Below are 15920 nucleotides of genomic sequence, written 5' to 3' on the forward strand. Positions count from 1 at the left end.
CCGCCGCGGTGCGCGGTGCGCCGCCCCCGGGGCCGGACTCCTCGACCACCGAGCCCCACGCCTGGCACTCGCCGCACCGGCCGACCCACTTGCTCGTCGTCCACCCGCACTCGGTGCACCGGAAGCCCGCGCGCACGCCGGCCCTGCTCTTGGTCGCCACGGCCCGCACGCTATCCGCCGCCGCCGACACTCCCGCGCCGCCCCTCGTCGGCCCGCGCGTCCCGCCCGCCGCGTCCCACCCCGCCGCGCCGCATCCCGCCGCGCCGCGTCCCGCCCCGCCGAGCCGCGCCCGCGGCGTCGGCACCCCGCCGGTCCCGCTCGCGGGCGTCGAGCGCGGTGCCTCGCGTCGGCATCGCGCGTCCGGCCGACGACCGGGTCCGTGACACGCGACGCTCGCGGTCGGCGCCACCACGTTCGTCGGACTGCTCGCGACCGAGCTCGACCCCGCCGGGTGCGCGCTGATGAGCGCTTCGGCCGTCGCGCAGGGCGACCGTTCCTCTCGCGTGGGGCGGGGTGGCCGTCGGCGACGCGCGAGGCGCGGGTCGCCGAGGCCGTCGCCACGTGCGCTGGGTAGGCTGCGGCACGTCCGGACCACGGGCACAGTGCGGCGAGGGGGATCGATGAGCAACACCGGACGACCTGACGAGCCGGGGCAGCCCGCGCCGGACCGACGCCCCGTCTGGGCGCCCCGCGACGGCGCGCCCGGCTGGCCCGCGACCCCCGCCGCCGTCCCGCCCGCAGCGCCCACGGCCCCCGCTGCGACACCAGCCGCTGCGTCGGCACCCTCCGCGGCGCCGTCGGCTGCGGCCACGTACACCGCTCCGTCCGCCCCGCTCGGTGCGTCCGGTGCCGCCTCGCCTGCTGCGCCGCCGGCCGCCGCTCCGGTCGCGTCGGCTGCCGCTCCGCTCGGCACGCCGGGCGCCGGTGCGGCCGCGCAGCCCGCAGGCGCGCTGCCTGTTCGTCGGACCACGCCGCCTCCCGCGCAGCCGACCGTGACGCCGCGGGTCGGCGGGACGAGCGGCACCTCCGGCTCCAGCGCCCCGGGTTACGGCGTCCCGGGCTCCGGCACCTCCGGCTACAGCACCGCCGGGTACAGCGGCGTCGCGGGCTACAGCGGCTCGGCCGGGTACGCCGGCGCCTCGGGCGCCGGTGCGCCGGGCGGAGCCGCGTCCGGTCCCGCCGCGCCCGGCACGGGTCCGGCGCCGCACGTCGCGCAGGCCGCCTCGGCGTCCACGGGCGCGCACCGCGGCCCGGGCCAGCCCGACGGCGGCCCGGCTCAGCCTGGTCACGAGGCCGGCGGTTCCCAGCCCGGCCAGGGCACGGGTGCCCACGGCGCGCACGCCGCCGGTCCGGCGAGCCCGCCCCCGGGTGCGGTCCCCGCCGCCTCGTCGCCCGGTGCCCCTACCTCCGGTACCCGTGTCCCCGGTGGCCCTGCCTCCGGTGCCCCCTACCAGCCCGTCGGCGCCCCGTCGCCGACGGCTCCGGCCGCGGCCTCGCCGGCGTCCGGCGCTCCGACCGCGGGGTTCGCAGGGACCTCGCCGACCGGCGCGGGCGAGCCCGGGTCGGGGTTCCCGACGTCCGGCGCGTCGGTCGCGGGCGACGGCAGCGGAGCTCCCGCGAGCGGCCGCCCCGACCCGTCCGAGGGCGGTTCGAAGCGGCCGGCCTGGCTGCTGCCCGTCGCGATCGGTGGCGGGGTGCTCGTCGTCGCCGCGGTGGTCGTGGGGATCGTCCTCGCGAACCGCGACTCCGACTCGGCATCGCCCGACCCCGTCGTCGCGACGACGATCCGGCTCCCCTCCCCGACGCCGTCGATCGAGCCCGTCGCACGCGAGGCGACGACGCCGTTCGCGAGCGCGCTGCCCACGACCGTGCTGCAGTACGCGCTCGCGTCGTCGGCGCCCGACGAGTCGTGGGTGACCGCGGGTGCGCTCGAGGCGTACACGGAGTCGTTCAGCGACGGCGGCGACGTCACCGTGACCGTCCAGTCGGGACAGTGGGCGACGCAGGACGAGGCGCGCGCGTTCACCGAGGCGCTCGTCGCCGAGCTGCCGACCGCTCAGGCCGCAGGCGAGGGGACGAGCGACGAGGTCGGCGGCGGGTCCGAGACGGACGGGGCCGCGACTGACGACGCCACCGGTGCCGCGAGCGACGAGACCACCGGCACCGCGGACGCGCCGACGTCCGGCCGTGACGAGCTCCCGCAGACCGGCGCGGTGCGCGTCGACGGCGAGCGGGTCGGCACGTACACGGCCGTGGCGCTCGGTGACGGCACGGGCGTCGTCGTCTGGCGCAACCTCACCGCGGTCTTCCGCATCGAGGGCCCGGCCGAGGACATCCTCGACCTCTACCGCGCCTTCCCCCTGTAATCCCTGGAGCGCCCCGCGCGAGCGCGGTAGATCGAACCCGAGCGCACCCTGCGAGCCCCGGCGCTCGCACCGCATCGACCGCCCTCGCACCGCATCTACCGCGCTCGAGCGCGGTCTCCCGCGCGCGCTGGGTCTGCCGCGAGTGCTGGGTCGACGGTGCTCGCGGGGGTGACCGCGTCCTCTCCCTCTGGCCCGTTCCCCGCGCGAGCGCGGTAGATCGGACGCGAGCGCGGCATGTGGGGACCGGCGCTCGGAGCGCATCTACCGCGCTCGCGCTTGATCTGCGGCGGTCGCGGTGGGTCGAGGGCGGGCGCGTTGCCGGCGGGTGTCAGGAGGCGCGGAGGACGTAGCCCAGGCCGCGCTGGGTGTGGAGCATCGGGGTGCGGCCCTTGTCGATCTTGCGGCGCAGGTAGCTGACGTAGAGCTCGACGACTCCGTCGGCGCCGCCCCGGTCGTCGCGCCAGACGCGGTCCAGGATCATCCGCTTGGACAGGACGCGGCGCGGGTTGCGCATGAAGTAGGTGAGCAGGGCGCGCTCGGTGGGGGTGAGGTGGATGCGCTCGCCCCCACGCGTGACCTCGCCGCTCGTCTCGTCGAGCTGCAGGTCGCCGACGACGAGCGTCCCGGGGGGAGCGGTGGTGGTCGTGGCTGTCATGCCGCAACGCTCGCCGCGCTGACTGGAACCGGCCTGGGCCAGACCTGGGAGAACCCTGGGAATGCGGGCGATCCGGACGCGCGCCCCCGGGGCCCGGTCAGCGGTCGCCAGGCGCGGGGTGGCCAGCGCGCGGGACGGTGCGGGGTCAGCCGTGCGCTGGATGGGTGGGGTCGGCCGTGCGCCGGATGGGGTGGGTCGGCCGGCGCTGGACGGGTGGGGTGGCCTTGCGCTGGACGGGTCGGGTGGCCGTGCGCTGGACGGGGCGGGGCGTGGGCCGGCGGGTGGGTCAGCCGAGGGTCGGGATGGGCGTACCGGGGCATGCGGCGCGCAGGATCGCCTCGATCGCGACGCGCGTCTCCTCGGCCAGCCGCACGGCCGACGGCTCGAGCAGCCACTGGATCTGCAGCCCGTCCATCACCGCGATGACCGCGTTCGCGGCACTCGTCGCGGTCTCGTCGTCGACGCCCGGACCACCGACGACCTTGACGGCCTGGACGATCTGGCCGCGCAGGGTGCGGTACCGGCCGATGACCCAGCCGCGCGCGGGGTGGTCCTCGGTGACGGACTCGCCGGTGAGCACCGTGTAGCCCTGGACGATCCCGGACCGCTGCTCGTTGGCGCGCGCGGTGCGTACCAGGTGGTGGAACAGCTCGAGTCCGTCGGGGATGTGCTGACCCTCGAGGTCGCGCACGTCCTCCCGGTCGCGGTATTCGAGCACCTCGACGAGCAGCTGCTCCTTGGTGCCGAAGTGGTGCAGCACGCCCGCATGCGTGATGCCGACCTGCTCGGCGACCTCGGCGAGCGAACCGGTCTTGTAGCCCTTGGTGCCGAACGTGCGCGCGGCGGCGCGCAGGATCTCGGCGCGGCGCTCGAGCGTGGCCCGTCGGGGGCGCCGCGCGCGCCGGGCGGGTGCCACGGTCTCGTCGTCCATGGCCGCGACCCTACTGCCCCCACCGGACCCACCGACTGCCCGTCGGCACGGCGATCACCCCTCCCGCGCCCACCCCCGGCCCGAGCGCGGTCGATCCGTCGCGAGCGCCGGTCGAGGAGGACCGCGTTCGTGTCCGATCTGCCGCGCTCGTCGTGTGGGGAGGGTGGACGGTGACGGGTGGGGGCGGGTGGGGAGGGGGTGTGTGGGTCCGGGGGGAACGCGCAGGTCGGGGGCGGGCGTGGCTTAGCGTGGGCGCGTGACGAGCGTGACGACGACGAGGCAGGCCGCACGCGAGCGTGCGGGCGTGGTCACGTGGTGCCTGGTGGTCGCGGTGGCCTGCATGGCCGGTGTGCTGGCGCTCTGGGGCGTGTTCGTGCGCACCGAGAACGGACAGCAGGTCGACGCGGCCGCGGTCGAGGGCGCCGCCTACGGGCAGACCGAGCTGTGGCGTGTGGCCGAGCGCGTGCTCGACGTCGTCTCGGTCGGCGCGGTCGCGGTCGTGCTGCTCGTCGCGATCGGGATCGCTGTGCTGCGCCGGCGCTGGGAGCTCGCGGTGCAGGTCGCGGTCGTCATGGGCGGCGCGAACCTGACGACGCAGGCGCTGAAGTACGGGGTGCTGTCGCGTCCCGAGCACGGCATCCCGATCGGCAGCCAGGCGAACTCGCTGCCGAGCGGGCACACCACGGCGGCCACCTCGATCGCGGTCGTCCTGCTGCTCGTCGTCCCGGCGCGGATGCGCCCGCTGGTCGCGACGGTCGGGGCCGCGTACGCCGCGGCGACCGGGGTCTCGACCCTCGTCGGCCAGTGGCACCGGCCCTCCGACGTGGTCGCGGCGGTCCTCGTCGTGCTGGGGTGGACGGCGGCCACGTGCGCGATCACGGCCCTGTGGCCCGCGCGCCTGGCGGAGGACGCGCTCGACGGCCCGCCCCCGACTCCCCGTACGCTGCGGGGCGCGCTCGTCGTGCTCGTCGCGGTGGGTGCGGCGGCGGCGGTCGTCGCGGCGGTCGCCTTGTCCCGGACGTTCGCGGCAGTACCGTCGGTGGGGACGCGTGAGGAGCTGCTCACGGCGTACGCCGGCGGGGTCGCGGGGACCGTCGCGGCATGCGCGTGGGCGTTCGCGACAGCCCTCGCGCTGCGGCAGGGAGCGAGCAGGCGATTGCGGAGCGCTTGACCGCGCGTCGTAGAGTCCGCAGACGGACGGCACCACCCGGATGGCCGAGTGGGCCGAGCAGAAGGAAGAGGCACGCATGTCGGCAGGGCGCAAGCTCGTCATCGTCGAGTCGCCCGCCAAGGCCCGCACGATCGCGGGGTACCTGGGCGACGACTTCGACGTGGAGGCGAGCGTCGGGCACATCCGTGACCTGCCGCAGCCCTCGGAGCTGCCGGCCGAGATGAAGAAGGGGCCCTTCGGCAAGTTCGCGGTCGACGTGGACAACGGGTTCACCCCGTACTACGTGGTCGACTCGGACAAGAAGAAGAAGGTCGCCGAGCTCAAGAAGCTCCTCAAGGAGTCCGACGAGCTGTACCTCGCCACCGATGAGGACCGCGAGGGCGAGGCCATCGCGTGGCACCTGCTGTCCGAGCTCAAGCCCAAGGTCCCCGTCAAGCGCATGGTGTTCCACGAGATCACCCGCGAGGCGATCACCCGGGCGCTCGAGAACACGCGCGAGCTCGATGACCGCCTCGTCGACGCGCAGGAGACCCGGCGCATCCTCGACCGTCTGTACGGCTACGAGGTCAGCCCGGTGCTGTGGCGCAAGGTCCGCCAGGGCCTGTCCGCGGGCCGCGTGCAGTCGGTCGCGACGCGCATGGTCGTCGAGCGCGAGCGTGAGCGCATGGCGTTCGTCGCGGCGGACTACTGGGACGTGACCGGCACGTTCGCGGTGGCCGACGAGGACGAGCCCGCCTTCTCGGCGCGCCTGACGTCCCTGGACGGCACGCGGGTCGCCTCCGGGCGTGACTTCACCGACCGCGGCGTGCTCAAGAGCGACGCGGTGCAGCTCGACGAGGCCGCGGCCACGTCGCTGGTGGCGGCGCTCGACGGTGCGGGCTTCGAGGTCCGCAGCCTCGAGACCAAGCCGTACACGCGCCGCCCGGCGGCGCCGTTCACGACGTCGACGCTCCAGCAGGAGGCGTCGCGCAAGCTGCGCATGTCCTCGCGGCAGACGATGCGCACCGCGCAGTCGCTGTACGAGAACGGCTACATCACCTACATGCGTACCGACTCGCCGGTGCTCTCGACGCAGGCGATCGACGCCGCGCGGCGCCAGGCGGCCGAGCTGTACGGCGCCGAGTACGTCCCGGACGCGCCGCGCGTCTACACGTCCAAGGCGAAGGGCGCCCAGGAGGCGCACGAGGCCATCCGTCCCGCGGGTGACCACTTCCGCACGCCCGCACAGGTGGCGCGTGAGCTGTCGGGGGACCAGTTCAAGCTGTACGAGCTGATCTGGAAGCGCACGGTGGCCTCGCAGATGGCCGACGCGCGTGGGCAGACCGCGTCCGTGCGGCTCGGGGCGAGGGCGTCCGACGGGCGTGACGCGGTGTTCTCCGCGTCCGGCACCGTCATCACGTTCCGCGGGTTCCTCGCGGCGTACGAGGAGGGCCGGGACGTCTCCCGGTACGACGACGACGCCGCGCCGGCCGACGAGAAGGACGCCCGCCTGCCGAAGATGGCCGAGGGCGACCCGCTCACGGGCCGCGACCTCGCCGCGGACGGGCACCGGACCTCGCCGCCGCCGCGCTACACCGAGGCGTCGCTGGTCAAGGCGCTCGAGGAGCGCGGCATCGGCCGCCCCTCGACGTATGCCGCGACGATCTCCGTGATCCAGGACCGCGGGTACGTCACGAACCGCGGCCAGGCGCTCGTGCCGTCGTGGCTCGCGTTCGCGGTGACGCGGCTGCTCGAGGAGAACTTCGAGCGGCTGGTCGACTACGACTTCACGGCCGCGATGGAGCAGGACCTCGACGCGATCGCCGCGGGCGACAAGGACCGCGTGGCGTGGCTGACGCAGTTCTACTTCGGGGACACCGCGGCCGGGACCGACGCCGAGGGTCTGCGCGACCTCGTCGCGAACCTCGGCGAGATCGACGCGCGTGAGGTGAACTCGATCCCGATCGGCGACGGCATCACGCTGCGCGTCGGCCGCTACGGCCCGTACCTCGAGGACCCGTCGGTGCTCGGTGAGGACGGCAACCCGCGACGCGCGTCGGTGCCCGACGACCTCGCGCCGGACGAGCTCACGCCCGCCCGGGCCCGCGAGCTGATCGAGAGCGAGCCCGAGGGCGACAAGGTGCTCGGCACCGACCCGACCACGGGCACGACGATCGTCGCGAAGAACGGCCGCTACGGGCCGTACGTGACCGAGCTGCTGCCCGAGCCGGAGATCGACCCGTCGCTGTCCGCCGCGGCGAAGAAGAAGGCGCTCGCGGCCGCACCGAAGCCGCGCACCGCGTCGCTGTTCCGCTCGATGTCGCTCGAGACCGTGACCCTCGAGGACGCCCTCAGGCTGCTCTCCCTGCCGCGCGTCGTCGGCGTCGACCCCGAGTCGGGTGCCGAGATCACGGCGCAGAACGGCCGGTACGGGCCGTACCTGAAGAAGGGCACGGACTCGCGGACGCTCGCCTCCGAGGAGGCGCTGTTCACGACGACGCTCGAGGAGGCGCTCGCGATCTACGCCCAGCCCAAGCGGGGCCGCGGCGCGACCGCCACGCCGCCGCTGCGTGAGCTCGGCGACGACCCGACGTCCGGCAAGCCGATCGTCGTGAAGGACGGCCGGTTCGGGCTGTACGTGACCGACGGCGAGACGAACCGGACCCTGCCGCGCGACGTGACCGCCGAGTCGATCACGCCCGAGCAGGCGATCCAGCTCCTCGCCGACAAGCGCGCGTCGGCACCGGCCAAGAAGAAGGCCCCGGCGCGGCGTGCGACGACGACGCGCAAGAAGGCCGCGTCGAAGTCCTGACCCCGGCGTGACGACGCCCCGCCCGGCCCACCCGCCCGGCGGGGCGTCGCCGTCCGGGGGTGGTCCGTCGCCCGGCACGCTCCGCACGCTAGGTTGACGCCATGGCTCGCACCCCCGACCCCCGCACCGCCCCGCCCGTCCGCTGGGGGATCCTCGGCGCCGGCCGGATCGCCGGCACGTTCGCCGACGCCGTCGGCAGCCAGACCCGCGCGCACGTCGTCGCCGTCGGCTCGCGGCACCGTGACCGCGCCGAGCGGTTCGCCACCGCGCACGGCATCCCCACCACGCACCTCGGCTACGAGGCGCTCGTCGAGGACCCGCAGGTCGACGTCGTCTACGTCGCCACGCCCCACTCCGAGCACCTCGAGCACGCGCTCCTCGCGATCCGCGCGGGCAAGCACGTCCTCGTCGAGAAGGCCTTCACGCGCAACGCCGCCGAGGCCGAGCAGGTGTTCGCCGCGGCGCGCGAGGCGGGCGTGTTCGTCATGGAGGCGATGTGGACGCGGTTCCTGCCGCACGTCGCCGCGCTGCACCAGGTGATCGACGCGGGCGAGATCGGCGAGATCGTCAACGTGTCCGCCGACCACGGCCAGCTCATGGCGTTCGGCCCGACCTCGCGCCTCTACGACCCGGCGCTCGCGGGCGGCGCGCTGCTCGACCTGGGCGTCTACCCGGTCTCGTTCGCGCACGACTTCCTCGGCGCGCCCGACGCGGTCGCCGCGACCGGGACGCTCACCGAGACGGGCGTCGACGGGCAGGTGTCGATCGTCCTGTCCTACGGCGAGCGCACGCAGGCGACGCTGTCGACGACGCTGTGGGCGAGGACGCCGACCGTCGCGCTGGTCTCCGGGACCGAGGGGTACATCCAGGTCGCGGGGTCGTTCTACGGGCCGTCGTCGTTCCAGGTCACGCGCAACGACGGGCGTCGGTGGACGTTCGAGCAGCCCGGTACCAAGGGGCTGCAGTACGAGGCCGCCGAGGTGGCACGTCGCGTCGCCGACGGCGAGGTCGAGAGCCCGCGCATGTCGTGGCAGGGCACGCTCGAGGTGCTGCGCACGCTCGACGAGGTGCGGCGTCAGGTCGGCGTGGTCTACCCGGGCGAGTGATCCGCGGCGCGGCCGCGCACCGTCCGGGTGCGGGCCGGGTGCGGTCCGGGTGCGGGGCGCGTGGGTGGGGGCGGCTAGCCTGACGCCGTGACGAGTCCCACCGGTCCGACGAGCCTGCCCGCACCCGCCGGTGAGGACGCGCGGAGCCTGCCCGGCGTGTTCGTGTCGTTCGAGGGCGGCGACGGCGCCGGCAAGTCGACCCAGGCGCGTCTGCTCGCGGCGTGGGCGCAGGCGCATGGGCGCGAGGTCGTGCTCACGCGCGAGCCCGGCGGCACGACGCTCGGCCAGACGCTGCGCGAGGCAGTGCTGCACGGCGAGCACGTCGACCCGCGCACCGAGGCGCTGCTGTACGCGACCGACCGCGCGCACCACGTCGCCTCGCTCGTGCGCCCGGCGCTCGCGCGAGGAGCGCTCGTCATCACCGACCGGTACCTCGACTCGTCGGTCGCCTACCAGGGGTCCGGTCGTGACCTCGGCGCCGACGAGGTCGAGCGGCTGTCCCTGTGGGCCACCGGCGGGTTGCTGCCGGCCGTGACCGTGCTGCTCGACGTCGACCCCGCGGTGGGCCGCACGCGCCTGACGGGCAGCCCGGACCGGCTCGAGAGCGCGGGAGACGAGTTCCACCGCCGCACGCGGCAGGCCTTCCTCGACCGCGCGGCGACCGACCCGGACCGCTGGCTCGTGCTCGACGGGACGGCGGACCCCGACGCGCTCGCGACCGCGGTCCGGTCGCGCGTCGCGCCCTTGCTGGGGCTGGCCGCCGAGGGGGCCGCGTCCGGGGGTGCCGCATGAGCGTGTGGGACGGGCTCGTCGGGCAGGAGCCGGCGATCACCGAGCTGCAGCGGGCCGTCGTCGACCCGCAGGCCATGACGCACGCCTGGCTGTTCACCGGCCCGCCCGGGTCCGGGCGCTCGAACCTCGCGCGCGCGTTCGCCGCCGCGCTGCAGTGCGCGCAGGGCGGGTGCGGCTCGTGCCACGCGTGCACCACGGCCCTGCGCGGCACGCACCCCGACGTCACGGTCGTCGCGACCGAGGGCGTGAACATCCTCATCGACGCGGTCCGCCCGCTCGTCGAGCTCGCCCAGCGGTCGCCCTCGGAGGGCCGCTGGCGCGTGATCCTCGTCGAGGACGCCGACCGGCTCGTCGAACGCACGTCGAACCTGCTGCTCAAGGCGCTCGAGGAGCCCGCGCCGCGCACCGTGTGGCTCCTGTGCGCACCCAGCCCGCAGGACGTGCTCGTCACGCTGCGGTCGCGGTCGCGCGCCGTCGCGCTGCGCGTGCCGCCCGTCGAGGCGGTCGTCGACCTGCTCGTGCGGCGCGACGGGATCGACCCGCAGGTCGCCGAGGTCGCCGCGCGCGCCGCGCAGAGCCACGTGGGCATCGCGCGCCGGCTCGCGCGCGACCCCGAGGCGCGCCGCCGCCGCGCCGACGTGCTCGGCATCGCCGCGCGCATCCGCGGGGTCGGCGACGCCGTGCTCGCCGCGGGCGACCTCGTCGCGACCGCCCAGGCCGACGCGAAGGCCGCCACCGAGGAGCGCGACGCCGCCGAGCGTGCCGCGCTGCTGCGCACCCTCGGAGCGGAGGGCGCCGCGACGATCCCGCCCGCGCTGCGCACGCAGGTGCGCCAGCTCGAGGAGGACCAGAAGCGCCGCGCGACGCGCGCCCAGCGCGACGTGCTCGACCGCGCGATGCTCGACCTGCTCTCGCTGTACCGCGACGTGCTCGTCGTGCAGCTCGGCGCGGACGTGTCGCTCGTGAACCTCGACCATGCCGAGACCGTGCGCGAGCTCGCCGCCTCCTCGTCGCCCGAGCAGACGCTGCGGCGCATGGACGCGATCGGGCAGGCGCGTACACGGCTCGAGGGGAACGTCGCGCCGCTGCTCGCGGTCGAGGCGATGGCGATCGCGCTGCGGCCGCAGGGCTGAGCGCCCGGCCCACCGCGTGCGGGCCGCCCTCGACGCGGACGCGGGACAAGGGACGCGTGCGCCGTGTGTGGGTGTGGTGCCTCGTTGTCCACAAACCACTCGACCGGCGCCGGACGCTGTGCCGCGGCGGCTACCGTGGCCGCGTGCGTCGTCCCACCTCCCTGCCCGAGCCCGCCTCCCTGCCCGCATCCCTGCCCGCCTCTGTCCCCGGCTCTCGTTCCGCGCGTCGGCCGGGTGACCGGCCGGGCGACCGTCGGCGCCCGTTCGTGCGGTCGTCAGCGCTCGTCGCGGTCGTCGCGCTCGTCGTCGCCGGCTGCACCGCGACCACCGAGGAGAAGGCGCCGCCCACCCCGCAGCAGGTGACCCCGGACGCGTCGAGCGCCCCCGACGACGGGCTCGAGCCCTTCTACGGGCAGGAGCTCGCGTGGCAGTCGTGCGAGGACGACCTGCAGTGCGCGACCGTCGAGGTGCCGCTCGACTACGCGGCGCCCGGCGGCGACCGGATCAAGATCCGCCTCAACCGGCACCCTGCGACCGGCACCGAGCGGATCGGCTCGCTCCTGCTCAACCCCGGCGGCCCCGGTGGCTCGGGCTTCGACTTCCTGCCCGACGCGCTCGACACCGTGAGCAAGGACGTCCAGGAGCACTACGACCTCGTCGGCTTCGACCCCCGCGGGGTCCAGAACTCCGACCCGAAGATCACCTGCTACTCCGCACCGGAGATGGACGCGCTGCTCGCCGCGGACGCGGACACCTCGTCGCCCGCCGGTGTGCAGGAGGCGATCGACCGGTTCGCCGACTTCTCGAAGGCGTGCCTCGACAACACGGGGCCCGTGCTCGGGCACGTCGACACCGTGAGCGCCGCGCGTGACATGGACGTCCTGCGCGCCGTGCTCGGCGACACCCAGCTGCACTACCTCGGCTACTCCTACGGCACGCAGCTCGGTGCGACGTACGCGTCGCTGTTCCCGCAGCGCGTCGGTCGCGTCGTGCTCGACGGCGCCGTGGACCCCACGCTCAGCAGCGAGGAGTCGACGTTCCAGCAGGCCGTCGGCTTCGAGAACGCGCTGCGCGCGTACGTGGCCGACTGCCAGGCCGGCCGGGGCTGCCCGCTGAAGGGCGACCTCGAGGACGGGCTCAGCCAGGTCAAGCGTCTGCTCGACCGCGCGAAGGTCTCGCCGCTGCCCACGGGCGACGACGAGCGTCCCCTGACCCAGTCGCTCGCGTTCACCGGGATCGCCGTCACGCTCTACTCGCAGACGTTCTGGACCTACCTGACGTCGGCCCTGACCGCCGCGATCCGCGACGGCGACGGCTCGATCCTGCTGACGCTCTCGGACGCCTACTACGACCGGCAGTCCAACGGCACCTACGGCAACAACTCCACCGAGGCGTTCTGGTCCATCGGCTGCGTCGACTCCCGCTCGAGCGCCGACCTCGACGCGATGGCCGCGGAGGCCGAGCGCATCCAGGAGGCCGCGCCGACGGTCGGCGAGCTCTTCTCCTACGGTGCGGTGCTGTGCGCGCAGTGGTCGGTGCCGCTCGTCGGTGGGCTCGAGGACTACTCCGCGGAGGGCGCCGCCCCGATCGTCGTGATCGGCACGACGAACGACCCCGCGACGCCGTACGCCCAGGCCGAGGCGCTCGCGACGATCCTCGACTCCGGTGTCCTGCTGACGTACGAGGGTGAGGGGCACACCGCGTACGGCCGCTCGAACGACTGCATCACGGATGCCGTCGACGCCTACCTGATCGACGGGACCGTCCCCACCGACGGCACCCGCTGCTGATCGTCGGTCACGACCGACGGCCGCGAGGTCGTCGTCGTGCGTGGGGGTCGCGTCGCGCGCAGCCGAGCGAGCCGCGCGGAGCCCGGACCGCCCGCTTTGGAGACCCGGCACCCGTCCGGGTACAGTAGGCGCGCTCGCCGGACCGGCTGGTCCGACAGCGCCGCCTTAGCTCAGTCGGCAGAGCGTCTCACTCGTAATGAGAAGGTCAAGGGTTCGATTCCCTTAGGCGGCTCCCCAGAAGGCCCCCACCTCCGGGTGGGGGCCTTCGTCGTCCTTCCTGCGCACCCCGCACCGGCCCACCGACGCTCCTCGAGCGGTGGTCGCGCAGGTCTCGCGGCGCTGTGCCGGAGAGGTGCTGGGACGGCAGAACCGGGCGGTCAGGATGGGACGCGGTGGTCGGGACAGTGGGGACAATGGTGGGCATGGAAGAAGGAGCTGAGACGGGGCGCCCGCGACGAGGAGCGGCGGTCGGTCGCGTGCTGCGCGACGGGGCTGTCCGTTCGGCGTTGCTGGCGGGGCTGGTGATCGGGCTGTCGGCGGCGTTCGTCGGCGCGCGGTACCCGTGGCAGTTCGCGGTGATCGGCGCGGTCTGGCTCGTCGCCACGATCGTGCGGATCCGCAACGTCGTCGTCGCTCCGCTCGTCGCCGGCCCGCGCGACGACGACGCGCCGACCCTCACCCCGGCGCCGCAGGACGCCGAGGCGATGCCCGGAACACGCTCCGACGCGGCCGCCACGTCGGCCGACGACCCGATCTCGCACGACTGACCCGGTCTCGCACGACTGACCCGGTCTCGCGCAGCCGGCCTCGCACGACTGACCCGGTCTCGCGAGCGACCCGGCGGAAATCGCCCGGTGCGGGTGTGGTCCGGCGCGGGGCGCGGTGGTGCCATGGAGGGGTGAGCGTGACCACGCCCCCGTCGCCCGCCACGGTCGAGGCGCAGGTGGCGGCGCTGCGCTCGGCGGCCTCCGCGACGATCCCGCCGCGCACGCCCGACAACCTGCTCGTCGGCACGTGGAACCTGCGCGCGTTCGGGTCGGTGAGCCCCACGTGGAAGGCGACCGCGACGTCGTCGCCGAAGCGCGACTGGGCCGCCGTGGCAGCGATCGCCGCGGTCGTCGAGCACCTGGACGTCGTCGCGTTGCAGGAGGTCAGGCGCTCGACGGGCGCGCTGCGGTTCCTGCGCTCGCGGCTCGGGTCGCACTGGCGGGTGCTGGCCTCCGACGTCACCGAGGGCGACGCCGGCAACGGTGAGCGCCTGGCGTTCCTGTACGACTCGACGCGCGTCGAGCCGTCGGGGCTCGTCGGCGAGATCGTGCTGCCCCCGTCCGTCGACAACCCGCTGGGCCAGTTCGCGCGCACGCCGTACGCGGTGGGCTTCGAGCGCCTGATGCCGTCGGGTCCGGTGTCGTTCGTGCTCACCACCGTCCACGTGCTGTGGGGCAGCCCGAGGGCGCGGCTGGTCGAGATCGAGCAGTTCGCGCAGTGGATGGCCCGGTGGGCGGTGCGCGACGACGACTGGAACACCAACCTGCTGGTGCTCGGCGACTTCAACCTCGACCGGCTCGGCAACCCGCTCTACAACGCATTCGTCGCGACGGGCCTGTTCCCGCCGTCAGCGCTCGACACCGTGCCGCGCACGATCTTCGACGACGACTCCTCGCGGCACTTCTACGACCAGGTCGCGTGGTTCTCCCGCCCCGACGGCTCGTCGATGCTCGACGGCATGACGTACACGAACCGCGCGGGCGGCTTCGACTTCCTGCCGCACGTGTTCCCGGGCCTGTCGCGCACGGAGGTGTCGTGGCGCATCAGCGACCACTACCCGCTGTGGGTCGAGTTCATGCTCGACGCGTAGCGGGGGCGGCGGCCGCGCGGGTCAGGACGTCGCGTGGTCAGAGCAGCGTCGGGCACGGGCCGACGATGAGCGGCTCGCCGATCGGGCCACCGTCCGGTCCGGAGACGTACCGGTGGGCGACGACGAGCCCGGGCAGCCGGGCGTCGGACGCGAGCACGACGACCGCATGGTCGGCACCCTGCGCGGCCGCGGACTCGTCGGACGGCAGACCGCCCAGACCGGGGACGACGAGACCGCCGTCCTGGTCGAGCGGGACCACCCAGCCGATCGCCGCGCGCAACCCGATGCCGTCCTCGACCCAGCGCTCGGCCTGCGCGAGCGCCTCGTCGGGATCCGTGCGGAACCACTTGACGTGCACGTTCGTGCCGTCGTCGCGCAACGCGAACGGGGTGGGGCCGTCGGACAGGGCCGCGGTCAGGCCGCGGTCGAGCGCACGCAGCGCGAGGTTCTGCACGTCGACCGACGGGACGAACGGCAGCTCCGTCGGCGTGCGGTAGCGCACGACGGGCTCGTCGACGGTGGCGGTGCGCGCCCGGCGGCGGCGCGGCGTCGCGTCGTCCCCGGCGGGTGCGACGGTCTGCACGCGGACCGGCTCGGACGCGTGGCGCGCGTGCTCGTGACCCATCGCGTGCTCGCCGGGGACCGGAGGGCGCGGGGTCGGCACGATCGCGGCCTCGGCCGAGGCCAGGTGCGCCGCGGCGGCGGTCACGTAGCGCGTGAGCCACGCGGCGTCGACGGTCACGTCCGAGTCGCTCGGCACGGACTGACCCGCGCCCGCGTCCCGGTCGGCGGCGTCGGCGCCCTCCGCCCAGCGGCGGCGCAGGTCCGTGAACGGGACGACCGCCGCCGAGCCGTCGGAGGACAGCAGCGCGGGGGAGGCCTGGTCGGCGACGTGCAGCACCCAGCGCGCGGCGGGAGCGCCCGCGAGGACGAGGTCGCCGACGCCCACGGCGATCGACGAGATCATCGGGCCCGGGTCGGGACGCGCGGCCGGCGCCGTGCACACCCACGCGGTGTGCGCGGACTGGAGCAGGCTCCCCAGGCCGTCGAGCGTGTGCACGGGCGCGCCGCTCGACGCGAGGTGCCCGCGGAGCCGGTCGAGGTGCTGGTGCTCGGTGTCCGTGAGCTCACGCATCCCGGCGGCCGCCGGCGCGGCCGGCCCGACCGACGGGTTCTCGGGCGCGCGGACGTTGGTCATGTGTCCATGCGTCGGCGTCCTGGGGGCCCGCCTTGAGGCGAACCGTGGTGTTTCAGCCGGACGGGCGGTCCCAGACGCGCGCTGCGCGACCCGCGGACGGGCGCGTGCACACCGCGGCACGACGCGCGT

At 75.0% G+C, this 15920-nt stretch carries 11 protein-coding genes, 1 tRNA gene and 2 pseudogenes; 10 read left to right on the forward strand and 4 right to left on the reverse strand.

Translation table 11 applies throughout. From position 1 onward, the window contains the following. Window positions 1-160: pseudogene (locus CPE01_RS10865) on the reverse strand (DNA repair protein RadA); the annotation flags it as partial. Between the two features lie 460 nt (window positions 161-620). Here CPE01_RS10865 and CPE01_RS10870 point away from each other — a divergent pair. Beyond that, the gene (locus CPE01_RS10870) at window positions 621-2366 is read left to right on the forward strand and encodes a hypothetical protein (RefSeq protein WP_146806674.1); all 1746 of its coding nucleotides are present in this window, start codon (window positions 621-623) and stop codon (window positions 2364-2366) included. A gap of 328 nt (window positions 2367-2694) precedes the next feature. Here the strand turns inward: CPE01_RS10870 and CPE01_RS10875 are convergent. Then, window positions 2695-2988: pseudogene (locus CPE01_RS10875) on the reverse strand (winged helix-turn-helix domain-containing protein); the annotation flags it as partial. Between the two features lie 319 nt (window positions 2989-3307). Next, the gene (locus CPE01_RS10880) at window positions 3308-3952 is read right to left on the reverse strand and encodes a TetR/AcrR family transcriptional regulator (RefSeq protein ID WP_146806676.1); all 645 of its coding nucleotides are present in this window, start codon (window positions 3950-3952) and stop codon (window positions 3308-3310) included. Between the two features lie 256 nt (window positions 3953-4208). On the opposite strand from CPE01_RS10880, the gene CPE01_RS10885 reads away from it, so the two are divergent. The 9 genes from CPE01_RS10885 (at window position 4209) to CPE01_RS10925 (ending at window position 14593) form a co-directional block, all read left to right on the forward strand. Continuing rightward, on the forward strand, window positions 4209-5123 hold the full coding sequence (locus tag CPE01_RS10885; RefSeq protein ID WP_246783877.1) for a phosphatase PAP2 family protein: 915 nt from the start codon (window positions 4209-4211) through the stop codon (window positions 5121-5123). 76 nt (window positions 5124-5199) lie between these two features. Continuing rightward, a complete protein-coding gene (gene topA / locus CPE01_RS10890; RefSeq protein ID WP_146806677.1) occupies window positions 5200-7914 on the forward strand; it encodes a type I DNA topoisomerase in 2715 nt (904 codons plus the stop codon). A gap of 101 nt (window positions 7915-8015) precedes the next feature. Beyond that, window positions 8016-9020, forward strand: coding sequence for a Gfo/Idh/MocA family protein (locus tag CPE01_RS10895; RefSeq protein WP_146806678.1), 1005 nt, complete (start codon window positions 8016-8018; stop codon window positions 9018-9020). 114 nt (window positions 9021-9134) lie between these two features. Beyond that, window positions 9135-9812 carry a dTMP kinase gene (gene tmk / locus CPE01_RS10900; protein ID WP_146806871.1) on the forward strand — a complete coding sequence of 226 codons (678 nt, stop codon included), beginning with the start codon at window positions 9135-9137 and terminating at the stop codon, window positions 9810-9812. After that, complete coding sequence (locus tag CPE01_RS10905; protein WP_146806679.1) at window positions 9809-10945, forward strand: DNA polymerase III subunit delta'; 1137 nt, start codon at window positions 9809-9811, stop codon at window positions 10943-10945. Before tmk ends, CPE01_RS10905 begins: the two co-directional genes overlap by 4 nt. A 143-nt stretch (window positions 10946-11088) precedes the next feature. Then, complete coding sequence (locus tag CPE01_RS10910) at window positions 11089-12735, forward strand: alpha/beta hydrolase (protein WP_246783878.1); 1647 nt, start codon at window positions 11089-11091, stop codon at window positions 12733-12735. A gap of 159 nt (window positions 12736-12894) precedes the next feature. After that, a tRNA-Thr gene (locus CPE01_RS10915) sits at window positions 12895-12967 on the forward strand. Between the two features lie 190 nt (window positions 12968-13157). Beyond that, window positions 13158-13502 (forward strand): hypothetical protein, encoded by a 345-nt coding sequence (locus CPE01_RS10920; RefSeq protein WP_146806680.1) that lies wholly within the window; start codon window positions 13158-13160, stop codon window positions 13500-13502. A 137-nt stretch (window positions 13503-13639) separates the two neighbouring features. Then, complete coding sequence (locus CPE01_RS10925) at window positions 13640-14593, forward strand: endonuclease/exonuclease/phosphatase family protein (protein ID WP_246783879.1); 954 nt, start codon at window positions 13640-13642, stop codon at window positions 14591-14593. 37 nt (window positions 14594-14630) lie between these two features. Here the strand turns inward: CPE01_RS10925 and CPE01_RS10930 are convergent, their stop codons facing one another. Next, window positions 14631-15791: a hypothetical protein gene (locus CPE01_RS10930; RefSeq protein WP_146806681.1), complete on the reverse strand. Its 1161-nt coding sequence runs from the start codon at window positions 15789-15791 to the stop codon at window positions 14631-14633. Between the last annotated feature and the right edge of the window lie 129 nt (window positions 15792-15920).

It is taken from the genome of Cellulomonas persica (genome assembly GCF_007989825.1).
Taxonomy (GTDB): Bacteria; Actinomycetota; Actinomycetes; order Actinomycetales; family Cellulomonadaceae; genus Cellulomonas; species Cellulomonas persica.